Source organism: Youngiibacter multivorans (genome assembly GCF_017873395.1).
Taxonomy (GTDB): Bacteria; Bacillota; Clostridia; order Clostridiales; family Clostridiaceae; genus Youngiibacter; species Youngiibacter multivorans.
The window spans coordinates 70,698-85,623 of record NZ_JAGGKC010000018.1; the positions used below are offsets into that span (position 1 = coordinate 70,698).

The window sequence follows — 14,926 nt, forward strand, 5'->3', positions numbered from 1 at the left end:
CAGTTGATATGTTTCCACAAACCTCGAAAACGCTGAAAAACGGTTGATATGTTTCCAAGAACGCAGACATCAATAATGGCAACTCGGGCCACGTTGAAGCAATAATTCTGATGATGCGTAGTGCCTAAAAACAAGGTGGTATTATGGAGAATGGAAAACTTAAAATTAAAGTAATGAAATCAACCAAGCAGCAATTGCTCAGAAGTCCTGACATACAACCAACGAGTGAAGTTATTGAGGAAGCCCTTGGAGCAGCATATAACGCCTACTTAAAGTTTGTCAAAGAACTTGAGAACCACGATATTCAATTGGAATGGAGATACTATACCGATGGAAAGGCATGGCTTGGAAAAGGAATCCATAAATGGGTAGGTGTTCGTGGCGGTCAAAATGAAACAACTGCCTTTTGGTTGTCGATTTGGGATTGCTTTTTCAAGGTGACCATCTTTATTCCCGAAAAAGCCCGCGCTGATGCATACAGTCTTCCACTTGATGATGAAGTTAAGCAAATGATAGATGATTCAAAACAAATGGGGAAAAAATTGAAGTTCTTTCCGCTTGTTTTCGAATTGAGTTCAGATGAAAAGTTTAAAGCGATTTATGCCCTTGTTGAATTTCGGAAAAGATTGAAATAGAGGTAATTTTGCTGTTAATGTAATAATCGTAGGTATGAAGGAGCAGGCAAAAATTCTGCTGAAAGGTATCAATTTTTTATCAGGTAATACAATATAAAGCAAAGAACGTCGAGAAATCCTATCTCAAAGCTTCTATAATTGTAATCATCAGGTGGTGATTCATATGACATACAAAGTGGAAGCCGTTCAGCGCATGCAGAACTATATTGAGGATCATTTGACAGAGCGTGTTACATTGGCAGATTTATCTGAAGCTGCCCATTTCTCGCCTTGGTATTCAGCCAGATTGTTCAAAGAACTGACTGGGTTGACACCGGCAGAATACATCAGGAGGCTCAAACTGTCGAGATCTACACTTCGGTTACGTGATGAGGCCTGCAGGATCATCGACGTAGCCTACGATTTGGGATTTGGCAGCGTAGACAGCTATCAACGAGCATTCTTCCGGGAGTTTGGCTGCAATCCAAAAGAATATGCCTTGGATCCGATTCCGCTGTCTTTGTTCACTCCTTATGGCGTAAAATTCAGAGGACTTTGGAAGGAGAAAAATAACATGGTAACTATCAAGAATATATTTATTCAGGTCATTGATAGACCTTCCCGCAAGGTTATCATTAAGCGTGGGCAAAAGGCGACAGAATATTGGACGTATTGTCAGGAAGTTGGTTGTGATGTATGGGGGATACTTACCAGCATGAAATCCCTGTTTGGAGAACCTGTTTGTCTCTGGCTTCCAGAGCAGTATCGTAAACCCGGAACCTCAGAATATGTTCAGGGTGTTGAGGTATCTGACGATTTCAATGATTATGTTCCTGATGGATTCGATGTTATTGTGTTACCGAATGCAAAATACATGATGTTTCAGGGTGAGCCATTTGAGGAAGAAAACTACTGCGAGGCAATTGAAGCGTTGCAAACCGCTATGAACCGCTATGATCCTGCAGTCATTGGTCATGCCTGGGATGATACAAATCCCCGTATACAACTAGAACCAATTGGTACAAGGGGATATATTGAGTTACGGGCAATAAAGTAATAGGTTAACATTTCGTTTGGAATATATGGACAACAAGCAAGGCACACTAAGGGCGCCTTGCTTGTTGTTTTTTTAAGTGCCGCATTAAAACAGGATTTGAAATCCACATTGAATTTGTTCTATACACTTGTAGCATATTGCATTGCTGGAAAAGGCCTGTTAATATGAAGCTATCCCTCCCCGTGGGGGTGGGGGTATCAATGGAGTCATTGCGTGGGATTTAGTGAGGTGAAGTCTCTGCAAAGTCGGATATGGGCAACAAGGGAAAATTTCACAGGAGGTAAGTTTTGAAAAGTAAGTCGTTAAACTATCTATACATCATTACAATTGTCTTTTTCGGTCTCGGGTTTTTCAACATCATCTTTGGATGGTTAGGATTCATCTGTCTGATTCTTCCTTTCATACTGCTGTATAAGGACAGAAAAAAGACCTGGTGCCAGGAATATTGTCCGTGAGCTAGCCTTTTTCAGAAAGCTTTCCAAGGAAGATCGCTGACAAAAAAGGCAGCACCGGCGTGGCTGACGAAAGGAAGGACAAAGTGGTTCATCCTGGGATATTTCTGCATCAACCTCTTCATCCTTACCATGTCAACCATTATGGTCTCCAGAGGGGTTCGAGACCCATTGGAAAGGATCAAGTTTCTAATCGTGTTCCAGATTCCATGGAACATTCCCCAGGTATTGGATTTTGGCTCGATACCTGGCTGGATCGTACATCTTTCCTTCAGGGTCTATTCGATGATGTTCACGACGACGGTACTGGGACTTGTACTCGCCGGAATATTTAAGCCAAGGACCTGGTGTACGATATGTCCTGTCAATACGATCTCTGATCTTGCGCTAAGCAGGATGAAGACGAAAGACAATATCGAAATAAAGAGAAAAGGGATAGTGTAGTGTTAGTCAAAAATAGAAAGATCATTCAGATTCTTTTTTTAGCGTTGTTTATCATGCTTATGCTCATCAATAAGGCACAGGTTTGGATGGGCTTCATCTTTGTTTCTATTGTTCTTGCGACGTTCTTTGGACGGTTCTATTGTGGGTTCGCTTGTCCCATCAATACCCTGATGCTACCGGTTTCCAGGGTGGGTAAGAAGCTGGGAACACAAAAGAAGCAGGTTCCTGAACTGCTGAAATCGAAAAAACCACGTTGGATAGCTTTTGGATTATTTGTGTTCGGCTTGAGCTATACCATCTATACTATTACACAGGGTAGAAAATTCCCGCTTCCCCTGATCATTATTCCCCTCGGACTTCTGACCACGTTATTCATCAATGAAAGATCATGGCACAGGTACCTGTGTCCCTGGGGTGTACTGTTTAGCCTGACGTCGAGATTTTCTAAGCATAGTATCAAGTCCAAGGGATGCGTCAGCTGCAGGGTGTGTGAGACACAGTGTCCAGGAGATGCAATCATTGTTGAAAAAGGAAAAGCGGCGGTTGTTGATTCAACGCATTGCCTGCTATGTTTTGATTGCCAGAAGTCATGCCCGACGGATGCAATGTTCTTTCTCTAGAAGATAAAGCATATTTGAAATAGTCATTTTTTCCTTCAAATTGGACAACATAAATTGAAAATTTTCTCCCCATGAATTGCAGGAGTACCATGCTTGGTTTGCATCCTACGATTATCGGGATTGCATTATTACCAGTAAGTAGTGACATGCACCCACCACCTCTTCAAGTGGTGGGTGCATGTCACCATTTGCTTCTGTTCATTTAAACAGCAAATATCGTAGCGCAATCCTCATACCTGACCTCCAGCTGGTCAGCTTCCATGCTGAAGTCAGGGGGGTTATTTCAATACAATTCTTTCTCTCTGCCTATATATCCGTCAATTTATGACTAGACAATCATGGCTACTCCATGCAAAAATTCAGAGGCTCTAAGAGCTAATGATATTTTTAGTTAAGTTTATTGTATATTGTAGTAGAATTTAAACATATCCACACAAACTGTAATCCTTGTGGTAGTACGAATTAGACGGTGGGGTCGACCCTTATTATGAAAAACTTGGATATCTTAGAGTGGGATCCATGTTTGAGGTTAAGGTATAATAAAGCAAAGCGCTCTGCGGTTTGGTTTATTTATGAGACTAGATTGCTTGATTTTGTCACCATTTCACATCAAGAATATATGCTGACTAAATTCCATTTAAATTTATCTTCGCTTATCGTGACCTTTCATCAGCCGTCTTACAAGGTGCTAATCGCATTATGTCTGTATATTAAAAATAGTACGGAAACAGACTAATTACAGCATTAAGCGCAGAAAGTATTTATCATCCATATGCTCATAATCAGGATAGGGGCAGACTGTCAAGAAATACTTGCGGATCAATACTATGCTAGTATCAATATATTCCATTGATGTATAAAAAAAGAGGTAAAAGAAGATGAATATCCAATTCGATCCAAGAAATAATATTGTTAAACTGTGTCTTCAAGGTATGGGAATGGATGATAGCGGCAAATCTGAAGAAGCAAGCCTGCTGTTTTTTAAAGCCTGGAGTGAATCAACCGACGATTTTGAAAGATTTCTTTCGGCTTATTTTGTAGCTAGACATCAAAATAATATTTCGGACAAATTAAAATGGCTGGAAGTATCCTTGGAGTTTGCGATAAAACTAAATGATGATGCTGTTAAGAGTGCTTTCCCATCGTTGTATGAAAATATTGCCAAATGCTATGAGGAGTTATGTGATCCTGATAAGGCAAAAAGGAATTATGAACTATCAGATTCGTATAAGGGTACCCCTTCAGACAAAGGTCCCTTTTATCATGGGACAAAAGCAGATTTGCAGGTTGGTGATCTATTGACGGCAAAGGGAGCCTCTAATTACAAACCTGAGCTCAGAATGAACCACATTTATTTTACAGCCCTAATCAATGGTGCGGGACTTGCTGCCGCCTTAGCTCAAGGTGATGGAATTGAACGTGTTTATATTGTTGAACCAACGGGGGATTTCGAAAACGACCCAAATGTTACAGATAAGAAATTTCCAGGCAATCTGACACGTTCTTATCGCTCACAAGAACCCTTGAAAATTATTGGCGAAGCAACAGAGTGGCTACGACAATCACCTGAGGATATTCGCCAATGGCGTGAAAAGTTGGCAAATAACAAAGGAGAAATTATCAATTAAGGATCGATAATAATTAATAGCCTTGAAAACATTCAGTTGATTGGAGTGGATACCATATGACAGGAGAAAAGGCAAAGAAAATCTTCGAACGATATAACAATAAGCAGGATGTAGTTCGTTGTCCGAACGGAAGGGCAGTTGTCCGCAATGAGCTTGATAGTTATGCAAAGGCTGCCGTAAACCTATACGGAGTGATAAGCAGAAAGGAATTTGTCGACATCTTCAATAAACAAAGCTTTTACAAGACGACTGAAGAAGAGATATATATTCTCCTGCTCCCGCTCGTGCTAAAGAATGGCTGGTACGGCTTTTACAAGGAATATATCGTACAATATTGGTTTTTTGATGATTTTGAACATGCTGATTATCTGCTTGAACATCAGGCAGGGAAACCCCGTTATATTCCTGATAAGGATGAATTCTTAAAGTATGTAATTGAAGAATATGCGGATAATGATCATTGGTGGAACGTACACCGTTTCATGGGGGCTGCTTTCGGCTTCTCGAAACACACATTGGAAGGCTTTCAGGAAGCTAAAAATTATATTACTTATGGGAATGGAATAAGTGAATTGAACTCCATTTTCGAGAGACATCACCTTTTATTCACCAGCGAAGCTCAGCTTAAGGAATTTATTAATCTTATCATGCTGGCAAAAAACAACACGCGCATATGGGAGAACAATGGATATACACCATCAGAGCTTCATAAAATCACAATAGGACATGACAAGAACGTAAATCAATATCCATTAATTCAAAAACAGAAAGTCGGACGGAACGACCCATGCCCATGCGGAAGTGGAAAGAAATACAAGAAATGCTGTGCGTTGCTAGAAGATGCAAAGACCGCACAATTAAGCGAAGACGAGCGTAGAGAGTTCTATTTGATATGGTTTGGATTAATGGGCTTTGTCAACGAGAGAATGAAAGTAGTCAATGTAAAGATAAAGCCGGAATTTCCCAATACAGTCAGCGATGTGATGATACACAAGGTAAGAGAAGTTCTTTGGGAAAATCCGGAACTGATAGATGAATATATCAAAAAAACAGAGCTTCCTCAGGATAAAATCGAGATTCTTAAGCTGTGGAGAACGAAATTCAAAAAAGGAATGTTCTTTGTGCTGGAATACCAAGCGGAATACGCTGTCGCAATCGCACCGGATGATCAGGAGAAGGACAGGCTCTACGGGATCAAGGGGATTAGCAATTCAGTCTCAGTAACGTTGAGCAGAGACTTGCCAGTTCAGATTGAAACAGTCTTATTGCCATTCAAAGGAAAGATCATCTATGACAGCTTTATGACCTCAATGTCGATAAGATTTGGAGAAGGTGTTAGGGCTTCATTCCGTGAGATGTACGATAAAGCGATAAGACACGGGATCATTACTAGGATGGAATAATACTGACGAGGCCAGAAATCACTGTACCTCAAATGGGATTGAGCCAATCAATATAAAGAGCGGAATACTTTTGCATGAACAATAGTCGAGTTGGAATTTTCTGCTGGTGTTCATCCAGGAAAGATAGGCCTTTGACAATGTTCAATTTTTGAGGAGATAGCTGACAAGGTGGTTGTTTTAAAAGGAATTTCAGAATATAGTATGTTCCATTAATTCGTGACTGTACTAATCGGCACCTCTATATACAATGATCGCTGCATGCTGCAGCGATTGACTCAAGAAAAGATCATGAAAGGACAATTGTGAGAGCTGCATTATTGCAGCTGCTTTCAAAGCAACCAGAAATTACAGATTTAAATGTGAAAATCCCTAATGTAAGGAGTTGATGGCAAGTCAAATTTGAACCGAGCCTTTTGGCTTAGAGTAGTCAGACTTGCCAGTAAATATGGATAATAATGATAACAAAGAACAAAAGCATCAGAGAAGGATAAGATATAAAGGGACTCATCCTAAATCTTTCACTGAGAAATACAAGGAGCTGCAACCGGACAAATACTCAGAGACGGTTGCTAAGGTCATCCAGAAAGGAAATACGCCTGCAGGTATGCATCGTTCCATCTGCGTCAAGGAGATACTGGAATTCCTACAGATTAAGCCAGGACAGAGAGGATTGGATGCAACGTTAGGTTATGGCGGACATACGCTGGAGATGCTGAAGTGTCTGAATTCAAAAGGACACCTATTTGCATTGGATGTGGATCCCATTGAACTCCCAAGGACCAGAGAGCGACTGGCTAGCATGGGCTATGGACCCGAAATCCTATCAATCAGGCAAATGAACTTTTCTGATATTGACCTTGTAGCACTGGAGTCAGGTCCACTGGATTTTGTGCTGGCTGATCTTGGAGTCTCGTCAATGCAGATAGACAACCCTGAAAGAGGATTCTCCTTCAAGAGTGAAGGGCCTTTGGATTTGAGGTTAAATCCTGAAAAAGGATTATCTGCAGCGCAGAGGTTGAGAGACATGAAGCAGGAAGAGCTGGAAGGTATGTTTGTCGAAAATTCAGATGAACCCCATGCAGAAGTGATTGCTAGTGCCATTATTGCAGCAAAAAGGAAAGGCATAAAAATATCCTCAACAACTATTCTCAAACAGATTATAGCTGATGCGCTTAATTTCCTTCCTGCAGCGACAAGGAATGAAGAAATCAAGAAATCCTGCCAGAGATGTTTCCAGGCTTTGCGGATAGACGTCAATCGTGAATTTGAGGTCCTGTATGAATTCCTGGAGAAGCTTCCAGAGGTCCTTGCTCCAGGTGGGCGTGTAGCAATCCTATCGTTTCATTCCGGTGAGGATAGACTTGTGAAAAAATCTTTCCAGCATTTCTTACGAGAAGGTATCTATAGTGAAATTGCTCCTGGTCCTATTAGACCATCTGCTGAAGAATGCAATACCAATAGCCGTGCACGTTCTGCCAAATTGCGGTGGGCAATAAAGGCGTAGGAATAAGAAGACAAATAATCAATACTTGCACATTCAATGATGAGAGGCTAGATTCCATATGCTTTAGACATATTTGGGAATCAGTACTCTAAGGTTATTGCGGTATGGGCAACAGTCAAAAGGCTGGATGATGTAGCCATTGCAGGAAGGGTAATCACAAATATTTATGATGATTAAGGGGTTGACCTGATTTTGAGGCAATTTGAAATGATGGTTGGATTGGATAAAGAGGCTGCCTTCGAGGGGTGGTTTAGTAAAATTGATGACCCTGAAAGTGGATTAATGATTTCTGTAATCTGGGGATATTCGACCCACAAGGACTCAAAGCATGCATTCATACAGTTTCAAAATAGCCTGAATCACAATACAACCTACATTTATTATCCGATAGATGACCTGAAGTGGAAAACAGACCCTTTTGTTCTTCAAATTGGAAAGAATGAGCTATCACAGACAGGCATGATACTGGATTTCGAGTTGGAAGGGATACAAGTAAGAGGGGATTTTCATTTCAGTAATTTATCACCAATTAACCATTCGTTCCTAAAGCCGAATATTATGGGATGGCTTGCGTATTTTCCTAATGAGTGCAACCACTCGATCATCAGCATGGACCATAAGGTTACCGGAAATCTGCAGATAGGTAACCAAATATGGGAGATGCAGGACGCAAAGGGTTATATTGAAAAAGACTGGGGTACTGGGTTTCCAAAAGAATATGTATGGCTGCAGGCTAATGACTGGGAAAAGAGTTCTGTTGTCTTCAGCTATGCCACGGTACCAATACTTGGAAAGTATGCTAAAGGATTTTTCCTGGTCCTTCATCATGATGGTAAAGAGTATCGTTTTACCAGTATTGAAGGAAGCAAATTAGCTGATTTCCACGTTTCAAATGACTCATTCATAGCGACAGTCGAGAAAAAAGGAATTCAAATAACGCTAAGGGCCAAACAAACCAATCCGATATTATTGGCGTCTCCGGTACAAGGTGAAATGAAATCACACATAAAGGAATCTCTTAATGGGTCACTGGAACTGGAGCTTAAAATAAAAGGCGAAGCTATTATTAGATTATCAACTCATAGAGCTTCAATAGATGTACATTTTAGTGAAAAGTCATAAAATCTGCAGAAGTTTAAATTGAAAGGATGTTAGATACCATGGTAATATTTACAACACCACTGAAAATAAACAAGCTTGAATTAAAGAATAGATTGGTGATGCCCCCTATGGCTTTAGCTAATCTGTCAGACGGATATGTAAATGAGAAGCTGCTTAATTATTATGATGAAAAATCGAAAGACAGTGCTTTCGGATTAGTTATCATTGAGCATAGCTATATTTCAAGAGAAGGTAGAGCTAAACCTACACAACTTTCCGTTGCTACAGATGATGTGGTTGAGGGTCTGAAAAAGCTGTCAGACATTATTCACAGTAATGGTTCTAAGACAGTTATGCAAATTAATCATGCGGGCAGCTTCATTCGTGGAGAGGGTGAAAACCCACCTTGTGTTGCTCCATCAGAAGTTCCGCATCCGATTGGTGGATTAATACCGCGAGAGATGACTAAAGAGGAAATAGAAAAGCTTCCGGGACTATTCAGAGCTGCTGCACGGCGTGTTAAAGCGGCTGGTTTTGACGGTGTTGAAATTCATTCTGCTCATAGTTATTTGCTGAATCAGTTTTTTTCACCACTCACAAATAAACGAACAGATGAATACGGTGGAACATTAGAAAATCGCATTCGTTTGCATTTGGAAGTCATCAAGGAAGTCCGTGATGAAGTTGGAGAGGACTTTCCGATAATGCTGCGACTTGGCGCTTGTGATTTTGTAGAGGGTGGTATTACCGTAGAGGATAGTATCTTTGCAGCGAAGGCTTTCGAAGAGGCAGGGATAGATGCAATTGACATTACTGGAAGTATGAAGGGTTACACAGCTCCCGACGGCATTGCTGAGGAAGGATATTTTTCTATCATGAGCAGACCGATTAAGGAAGCAGTATCTATTCCGGTAATGTTGACTGGAGGTATTTTAACAGCAGCTGGTGCCGAACGCATGTTGGAAATCGGAAATGCGGATTTGATTGGCGTAGGTCGTATGGTTATGAAAGACTCCCATTGGGCAAAAAAAGCATTAGATGAGCTAAGCAGATAATCAGTAATTCTACTAATTTCATATTTTGAGGGTGCAATGAATTTCTTTGCCACATGATCATGGATTGCTTTACCATTTAGCTATTTGATACTGAATTTGTTTACCACTATGTGGATTCAAAGAGAGACCTGGATTGATTCTCTAAACTTGAATCATGCAGTTAAACTGATGCCATTGGGAACTTGTTCCTCAGAATTGACGGCATGAATAATAGTGCTCTCATCATATTCATAGCTTAAGGATTAGGCTATATTCTACTAAAAAAGTCATTAATCGGTACAGTCTAGAAGGAGGATATATGAATAGAAGAATGAAAGCAGCTCTGATTGGCGGCGCTTTACTCGGCATAATCTGTGTTGTGGGGGCGTACATTCGATCCGGATTTACCGCGTCACCTATTTTTGTGTTTTCACTTTGGTACAACCGCGTCATTCTCGGGCTTGCTGTGGGAGCTCCCTGGATAGTGACAACTAGAAGAAAAGCGCTGCTTCGCGGAGCAATACTCGGGCTTTTAGTATCATTTGCTTTCTACAGTTCTACAGGATTTGAAGATCCGGTTAGTTTTGTGGCAGGAATTCTGTATGGTGTAATACTGGAATGGTGGCTCAGTCGATCTGCAAAAAAATAAATAGGACCGTAGATTTGTATAAAAGTCGAGAATTCTGACGACACCTTATCGAACCTGTGCTGGAAATGTCTGAACTTATGTAGTGGAGGGTTAGTATGAAGAATGTTGTTATAACTGGCAGTTCACGAGGAATTGGATTTTGCATGGCAAAAGAGTTTCTTCAGGCAGGATGTAATGTTACGCTCTCCGGCAGATGTGAAGGATTGACAGATGAAGCAGTCAATGCACTGACACCTTTTGCGGGCAAATACATCTATGTACAATGCAATGTTCAGGAAAAGGCAAATTTGCAGAAACTCTGGGATATTTCGTTGAAAAGGTGGGGTCATATAGATATATGGATTAACAATGCAGGTCAAAACACACCGCATGTATTATCTTGGGAGACTGGCGAAACCTATACTGATAATATTATTATGACTAATATCACTGGTATGATATTCGGTTCTCAGGTTGCAGCAGCGGGTCTGATCAAACAGGGCCATGGTGCGATATACAGCATGGAGGGTCTTGGTTCCAATAATATGATACAGGTAAAGACAATCTTGTATGGTACCACCAAGCATGCACTGACTTATTTTATGAAAGGGCTGGCAAAGGAACTGGAAGGGACCGGAGTCATAGCAGGGCGGTTATCTCCAGGTATGATGCTGACTGATTTCATAACGAAGACACCTGACGGTGAACCGTCAGAAGTCATCTCGAATAAAAAATTTATAAAGCTCTTCAATATTTTGGCGGACAAGCCTGAAACTGTAGCAAAATACTTTATCCCACGCATGCTGAGCAACTCTAAGAATGATGCTCAGATTGCCTGGCTTACAAATAGAAAAGCAGCATGGCGTTTTATGACTACCGGCTTCCGCAAAGAGAAACTGATTTAGTTGTAAGTACGACTCCTGGTAAGGTCAAACCCATAATTCAGTTCCTGCTTTCTAAAGAGGATATTAGTTAAAAGACCGAAAGTGCCTAAATAAAAAAAGGACAAAAGCAAAGGAATTATAAGTATGAATCAATTACTATTAGGATGTATAGCAGATGATTTTACAGGAGCCAGCGACCTGGCGTCTTTTTTGGCAAATGAAGGGATAGGCACTCTCTTGTTTAATGGGATACCTAGCGAAGATGATAACCTAGGATCCGCAGATGCAATCGTCATTGCATTAAAGACAAGGACGATTGAAAAATCAGAGGCTGTGGCACAAAGTCTGGCAGCTCTGGACTGGCTAAGAAAGAGTAATGCTGAGAAGATATATATAAAGTACTGTTCTACATTTGATTCTACCCGAGAAGGGAATATCGGACCTGTTGTGGATGCTGTTATCCAGTCGCTTGGTGTAGAATTCACACTTCTCTGCCCTTCGCTTCCTGCAAATGGCAGGACGGTAAAGGATGGACATCTCTATGTGAATGGAATCCCGCTTCATGAGAGTTCCATGAAGGATCATCCGCTAACTCCAATGTGGGATTCAGACCTTAGAAATTTGATGGGGGCACAGAGCAGGTATAAAAGCTATGTCCTTACCGCAAATGACCTGAAAAGATCAAAAGATGAGATTCTTGCTAAAGTCATGGAGCACGGTAAAGGCCAGGAGCATTTCTATATCATCCCTGATTTTGAAGATTCTTTGCAAGGTGAGAAAATCATAGACACTTTTCTTGGTCTGCCTGTTCTTACAGGAGGGTCAGGTCTGATGGAGCCCCTAGGGAAAGCACTTCTAAGTAGAAAGTGTACAATTAGCCAGACACCGAAGAGCAAGACCGATGGTGCGGCAATAATTCTTGCAGGCAGTTGTTCTGTAGCTACACTTGCACAAATCGATAATTTTCTTGTCTGCAACAGAGGTCCATCACTGAAGCTTGATCCAATTAAGGTCCTTGAAGGTAAGATGGGTTCTGATGATGTTATTGAGTTCATCAGAGAGAACCAGGGACGAGATATCCTTGTGTACAGTTCAGAACCCATTGAAAAGGTAAGAAAAGCACAGGCTGCTGGAGCTGGAGAGATATCTGATAAGCTTGAAGCATTAATGTCCATTGCTGCAGAAGAAGCACTACTACATGGATATGGACGTATCATAGTAGCAGGTGGAGAAACATCAGGAGCTGTGACGAAACGACTAGGCTTTACGAGCTACCGCATAGGCGAGAGTGTGGCACCGGGTGTTCCAGTCATGGTCCCAGAAGAAAGGCCGGATATAAGGCTTATACTCAAATCTGGAAACTTCGGTAAGGAGACATTCTTCGCGAAAGCACTTGAAATGACTGGAGGGAACATTAATGGATGATATCCTTAAACAAAAGCTTGATGATGCAGTCTGGATTGCACGCACACTATTTGCCACGGGAAAAGTAACTGGTTCGACAGCAAATATGAGTTTCAAGCATGAAGAGAATATATTCATCACTGGAACAGGAACAGGCTTCGCAAGGCTCAGCGCTGAGGATTTCGCTGAAATCAATCAGGCAGGGGAAGTCATAGGACAGGTTAAGCCAAGCAAGGAACTTCCACTGCATGCAATGCTCTACAAGAATGATGAAAACATACAGGCAGTCATTCATACGCATAGCTTCTTCTCAACGCTATGGTCTTGCCTCGACCATCCGGATCCGCTTGATGTGATACCAGAGTACACGCCATACCTGAAGATGAAGCTAGGCAAAGTTTCCCTTGTTCCATATGGAAAGCCTGGTTCAGATGAGCTGTTCAGCTATTTCCAGAGAGCCTTGTCTGAAAACAGGGGATATCTGCTGCAGAATCATGGACCTATAATAGGGAACACTGACCTTCTTTCCGCCTATTATGCCTTGGAAGAACTTGAAGAGAGTGCCAAGATAGCATGGTACCTTAGAAGTGAACAGGCAAATAGGATTAATTCCTGAGAATTTAGGTGAAGACCGCCACATATAAAAACCAGATCAACTGAATAACGCTACCCAAAAAAGCCATGAACAATAATTGACCGATGCAAAACCCAGTAACAGTGAAATTTGTTACTGGGTTTTGTATTTTTTGGCCATTCGACTTCAGCCTGTTTTTAAGTTCGGTATTGCTAACTAAACTACTGTGTGTTACTATATACTGGTAGTAAGTCATACTTGATATCTGTCATACGTAGTAGTAAGGGGTGGTTATATTGGATAATTTGACTGAGATGCTGAAAGGCGTGCTAGAGGGTTGTGTTCTTGAGATTATAAGCCGTAAGGAAACCTATGGCTACGAAATAACCAGGCAACTGAACAACATAGGATTCACAGATGTGGTTGAAGGTACCGTGTATACTATCCTCGTTCGTCTCGAAAAGAATAACCTCGTAGATATTGAAAAAAAACCTTCCGTGATAGGGCCGCCTAGAAAATTTTTTAGGCTCACAGAAGCGGGACGGGATGAATTAAGCTTATTTTGGAGAAAATGGGAGTTTGTTGCATCCAGGATTAACGAGTTAAGGGAGGAGAATTGAAATGTTGGATATTTTCAAAAAAATTATTGGCGATAAAAAAGAATATAAAATGATGATGGCGCGTGTCGATGCAATGCCGGAAGATTATAAATTTGTTTTCAAAAAAATTCAGCAATATATGTGGAACTTCGCATCCGGAGACGGCTACGATATGTTGAAGATTCATTACGATCTGATTGAATTGTTTGAAACTGGCATAGCGGAAGGAAAGGGCGTCTTGGAGATCACAAGTACGGATGTAGCATCCTTCTGTGATGAGCTTCTGCGTACTGCTAAAACGTACACAGAAAACTGGCGGGAGAAGCTGAATCGAGACGTAATGAATAAGCTTGGTAATGATGAAAAACGAAATGACAAAGGAACAAATGACAGAGGTTAAGGGATTAGGAAATCTATTACGGAGGCAGCAGCATTGACGTGTCAAATTTTTAGTCTGGATAGGGGATCTTCAACATGACTTCCCGTTTCGGATTAAATAACTCTGCAAACCTCAAAGTAGGGTAGTTACTGATGGTTTTCATTAAGGCTCATAAACAAGGCAAGCCCAGTGATATTACCCGTTGCTATATATGTATGTCTGAATTGATGAATTTGAGGGAAAGAAGATGTAAAAGGGTTTCTGAGCATTGACTATTATCACGGTTGTGAAAATAGTCTGCAACTAATAGAAATCCTTTTTTACGTACTTTAAGTGAGAGTGGGAGATGCCATTCCACCAAAATTATCTGCAGCGAAAACTATAATTCAACAATCTCATGTGATGTTGGATTTATAAGCGATTTAGTGCTATTATTCAACGAGAACTATTAGCAGAGAAGTTCTATTGAGATGGATAAAGTGAAGCTGTATTGAACAGGAAGAATACAAGGAGCATTCCTGTAATGAAAAAACCTGAACTTTGAAAAAGGAGACCCATAGCAATACAATGAAAGTGTGCTGATCCAGGACAAGAAAGGCAC

The 14,926-nt window shown here is 41.0% G+C and carries 16 protein-coding genes and 1 pseudogene; 15 read left to right on the plus strand and 2 right to left on the minus strand.

Annotated elements, in window-relative coordinates:
* The first annotated feature begins 143 nt into the window (after positions 1-143).
* Positions 144-635 (plus strand): DUF3788 family protein, encoded by a 492-nt coding sequence (locus tag J2Z34_RS10995; protein ID WP_209459910.1) that lies wholly within the window; start codon positions 144-146, stop codon positions 633-635.
* Positions 636-798: 163 nt separating this feature from the next.
* Positions 799-1,671: a helix-turn-helix domain-containing protein gene (locus J2Z34_RS11000; protein WP_209459911.1), complete on the plus strand. Its 873-nt coding sequence runs from the start codon at positions 799-801 to the stop codon at positions 1,669-1,671.
* A 466-nt stretch (positions 1,672-2,137) separates the two neighbouring features.
* Here J2Z34_RS11000 and J2Z34_RS17760 read toward each other — a convergent pair whose 3' ends face one another.
* Positions 2,138-2,266 (minus strand): hypothetical protein, encoded by a 129-nt coding sequence (locus J2Z34_RS17760; RefSeq protein ID WP_280922320.1) that lies wholly within the window; start codon positions 2,264-2,266, stop codon positions 2,138-2,140.
* A gap of 28 nt (positions 2,267-2,294) precedes the next feature.
* On the opposite strand from J2Z34_RS17760, the gene J2Z34_RS11005 reads away from it, so the two are divergent.
* Together J2Z34_RS11005 and J2Z34_RS17965 are read left to right on the plus strand one after the other, a co-directional pair.
* Positions 2,295-2,567, plus strand: coding sequence for a 4Fe-4S binding protein (locus J2Z34_RS11005; RefSeq protein WP_209459912.1), 273 nt, complete (start codon positions 2,295-2,297; stop codon positions 2,565-2,567).
* Between the two features lie 86 nt (positions 2,568-2,653).
* The gene (locus J2Z34_RS17965; protein WP_425348047.1) at positions 2,654-3,187 is read left to right on the plus strand and encodes a 4Fe-4S binding protein; all 534 of its coding nucleotides are present in this window, start codon (positions 2,654-2,656) and stop codon (positions 3,185-3,187) included.
* Here the strand turns inward: J2Z34_RS17965 and J2Z34_RS11015 are convergent.
* On the minus strand, positions 3,084-3,335 hold the full coding sequence (locus tag J2Z34_RS11015) for a hypothetical protein (protein ID WP_209459932.1): 252 nt from the start codon (positions 3,333-3,335) through the stop codon (positions 3,084-3,086). The genes J2Z34_RS17965 and J2Z34_RS11015 overlap by 104 nt on opposite strands.
* A gap of 1,096 nt (positions 3,336-4,431) precedes the next feature.
* On the opposite strand from J2Z34_RS11015, the pseudogene arr reads away from it, so the two are divergent.
* The 11 genes and pseudogenes from arr to J2Z34_RS11070 form a co-directional block, all read left to right on the plus strand.
* A pseudogene (gene arr / locus J2Z34_RS17970) lies at positions 4,432-4,815 on the plus strand (NAD(+)--rifampin ADP-ribosyltransferase); the annotation flags it as partial.
* Positions 4,816-4,871: 56 nt separating this feature from the next.
* A complete protein-coding gene (locus J2Z34_RS17610) occupies positions 4,872-6,218 on the plus strand; it encodes a YecA family protein (protein WP_245250629.1) in 1,347 nt (448 codons plus the stop codon).
* 445 nt (positions 6,219-6,663) lie between these two features.
* Positions 6,664-7,722, plus strand: coding sequence for a 16S rRNA (cytosine(1402)-N(4))-methyltransferase RsmH (gene rsmH, locus J2Z34_RS11030; RefSeq protein ID WP_209459931.1), 1,059 nt, complete (start codon positions 6,664-6,666; stop codon positions 7,720-7,722).
* Positions 7,723-7,929: 207 nt separating this feature from the next.
* On the plus strand, positions 7,930-8,844 hold the full coding sequence (locus tag J2Z34_RS11035; protein ID WP_209459915.1) for a tocopherol cyclase family protein: 915 nt from the start codon (positions 7,930-7,932) through the stop codon (positions 8,842-8,844).
* A gap of 38 nt (positions 8,845-8,882) precedes the next feature.
* Positions 8,883-9,878, plus strand: a complete 996-nt coding sequence (locus tag J2Z34_RS11040; RefSeq protein ID WP_209459916.1) for an NADH:flavin oxidoreductase — start codon at positions 8,883-8,885, stop codon at positions 9,876-9,878.
* Between the two features lie 298 nt (positions 9,879-10,176).
* Positions 10,177-10,506 carry a hypothetical protein gene (locus tag J2Z34_RS11045; protein ID WP_209459917.1) on the plus strand — a complete coding sequence of 110 codons (330 nt, stop codon included), beginning with the start codon at positions 10,177-10,179 and terminating at the stop codon, positions 10,504-10,506.
* Between the two features lie 95 nt (positions 10,507-10,601).
* Positions 10,602-11,390, plus strand: a complete 789-nt coding sequence (locus J2Z34_RS11050) for an SDR family NAD(P)-dependent oxidoreductase (RefSeq protein ID WP_209459918.1) — start codon at positions 10,602-10,604, stop codon at positions 11,388-11,390.
* A gap of 123 nt (positions 11,391-11,513) precedes the next feature.
* Entirely contained in the window at positions 11,514-12,794 is a 1,281-nt protein-coding gene (gene otnK / locus J2Z34_RS11055) for a 3-oxo-tetronate kinase (protein ID WP_209459919.1), read from the plus strand.
* Positions 12,787-13,389: a class II aldolase/adducin family protein gene (locus tag J2Z34_RS11060; RefSeq protein ID WP_209459920.1), complete on the plus strand. Its 603-nt coding sequence runs from the start codon at positions 12,787-12,789 to the stop codon at positions 13,387-13,389. The genes otnK and J2Z34_RS11060 overlap by 8 nt, the downstream gene beginning before the upstream one ends.
* A gap of 272 nt (positions 13,390-13,661) precedes the next feature.
* A complete protein-coding gene (locus tag J2Z34_RS11065) occupies positions 13,662-13,967 on the plus strand; it encodes a PadR family transcriptional regulator (RefSeq protein WP_280922322.1) in 306 nt (101 codons plus the stop codon).
* Position 13,968: 1 nt separating this feature from the next.
* Positions 13,969-14,346 carry a DUF1048 domain-containing protein gene (locus tag J2Z34_RS11070; protein WP_209459922.1) on the plus strand — a complete coding sequence of 126 codons (378 nt, stop codon included), beginning with the start codon at positions 13,969-13,971 and terminating at the stop codon, positions 14,344-14,346.
* Positions 14,347-14,926 lie beyond the last annotated feature (580 nt).

Bases quoted from the DNA above. Each gene is read 5' to 3' on its own strand.
- J2Z34_RS10995 (WP_209459910.1), top strand. From the start codon at position 144: ATGGAGAATGGAAAACTTAAAATTAAAGTAATGAAATCAACCAAGCAG.
- J2Z34_RS11000 (WP_209459911.1), top strand. From the start codon at position 799: ATGACATACAAAGTGGAAGCCGTTCAGCGCATGCAGAACTATATTGAG.
- J2Z34_RS17760 (WP_280922320.1), bottom strand. From the start codon at position 2,266: ATGGTTGACATGGTAAGGATGAAGAGGTTGATGCAGAAATATCCCAGG.
- J2Z34_RS17965 (WP_425348047.1), top strand. From the start codon at position 2,654: ATGGGCTTCATCTTTGTTTCTATTGTTCTTGCGACGTTCTTTGGACGG.
- J2Z34_RS11015 (WP_209459932.1), bottom strand. From the start codon at position 3,335: ATGTCACTACTTACTGGTAATAATGCAATCCCGATAATCGTAGGATGC.
- J2Z34_RS17610 (WP_245250629.1), top strand. From the start codon at position 4,872: ATGACAGGAGAAAAGGCAAAGAAAATCTTCGAACGATATAACAATAAG.
- rsmH (WP_209459931.1), top strand. From the start codon at position 6,664: ATGGATAATAATGATAACAAAGAACAAAAGCATCAGAGAAGGATAAGA.
- J2Z34_RS11035 (WP_209459915.1), top strand. From the start codon at position 7,930: ATGATGGTTGGATTGGATAAAGAGGCTGCCTTCGAGGGGTGGTTTAGT.
- J2Z34_RS11040 (WP_209459916.1), top strand. From the start codon at position 8,883: ATGGTAATATTTACAACACCACTGAAAATAAACAAGCTTGAATTAAAG.
- J2Z34_RS11045 (WP_209459917.1), top strand. From the start codon at position 10,177: ATGAATAGAAGAATGAAAGCAGCTCTGATTGGCGGCGCTTTACTCGGC.
- J2Z34_RS11050 (WP_209459918.1), top strand. From the start codon at position 10,602: ATGAAGAATGTTGTTATAACTGGCAGTTCACGAGGAATTGGATTTTGC.
- otnK (WP_209459919.1), top strand. From the start codon at position 11,514: ATGAATCAATTACTATTAGGATGTATAGCAGATGATTTTACAGGAGCC.
- J2Z34_RS11060 (WP_209459920.1), top strand. From the start codon at position 12,787: ATGGATGATATCCTTAAACAAAAGCTTGATGATGCAGTCTGGATTGCA.
- J2Z34_RS11065 (WP_280922322.1), top strand. From the start codon at position 13,662: ATGCTGAAAGGCGTGCTAGAGGGTTGTGTTCTTGAGATTATAAGCCGT.
- J2Z34_RS11070 (WP_209459922.1), top strand. From the start codon at position 13,969: ATGTTGGATATTTTCAAAAAAATTATTGGCGATAAAAAAGAATATAAA.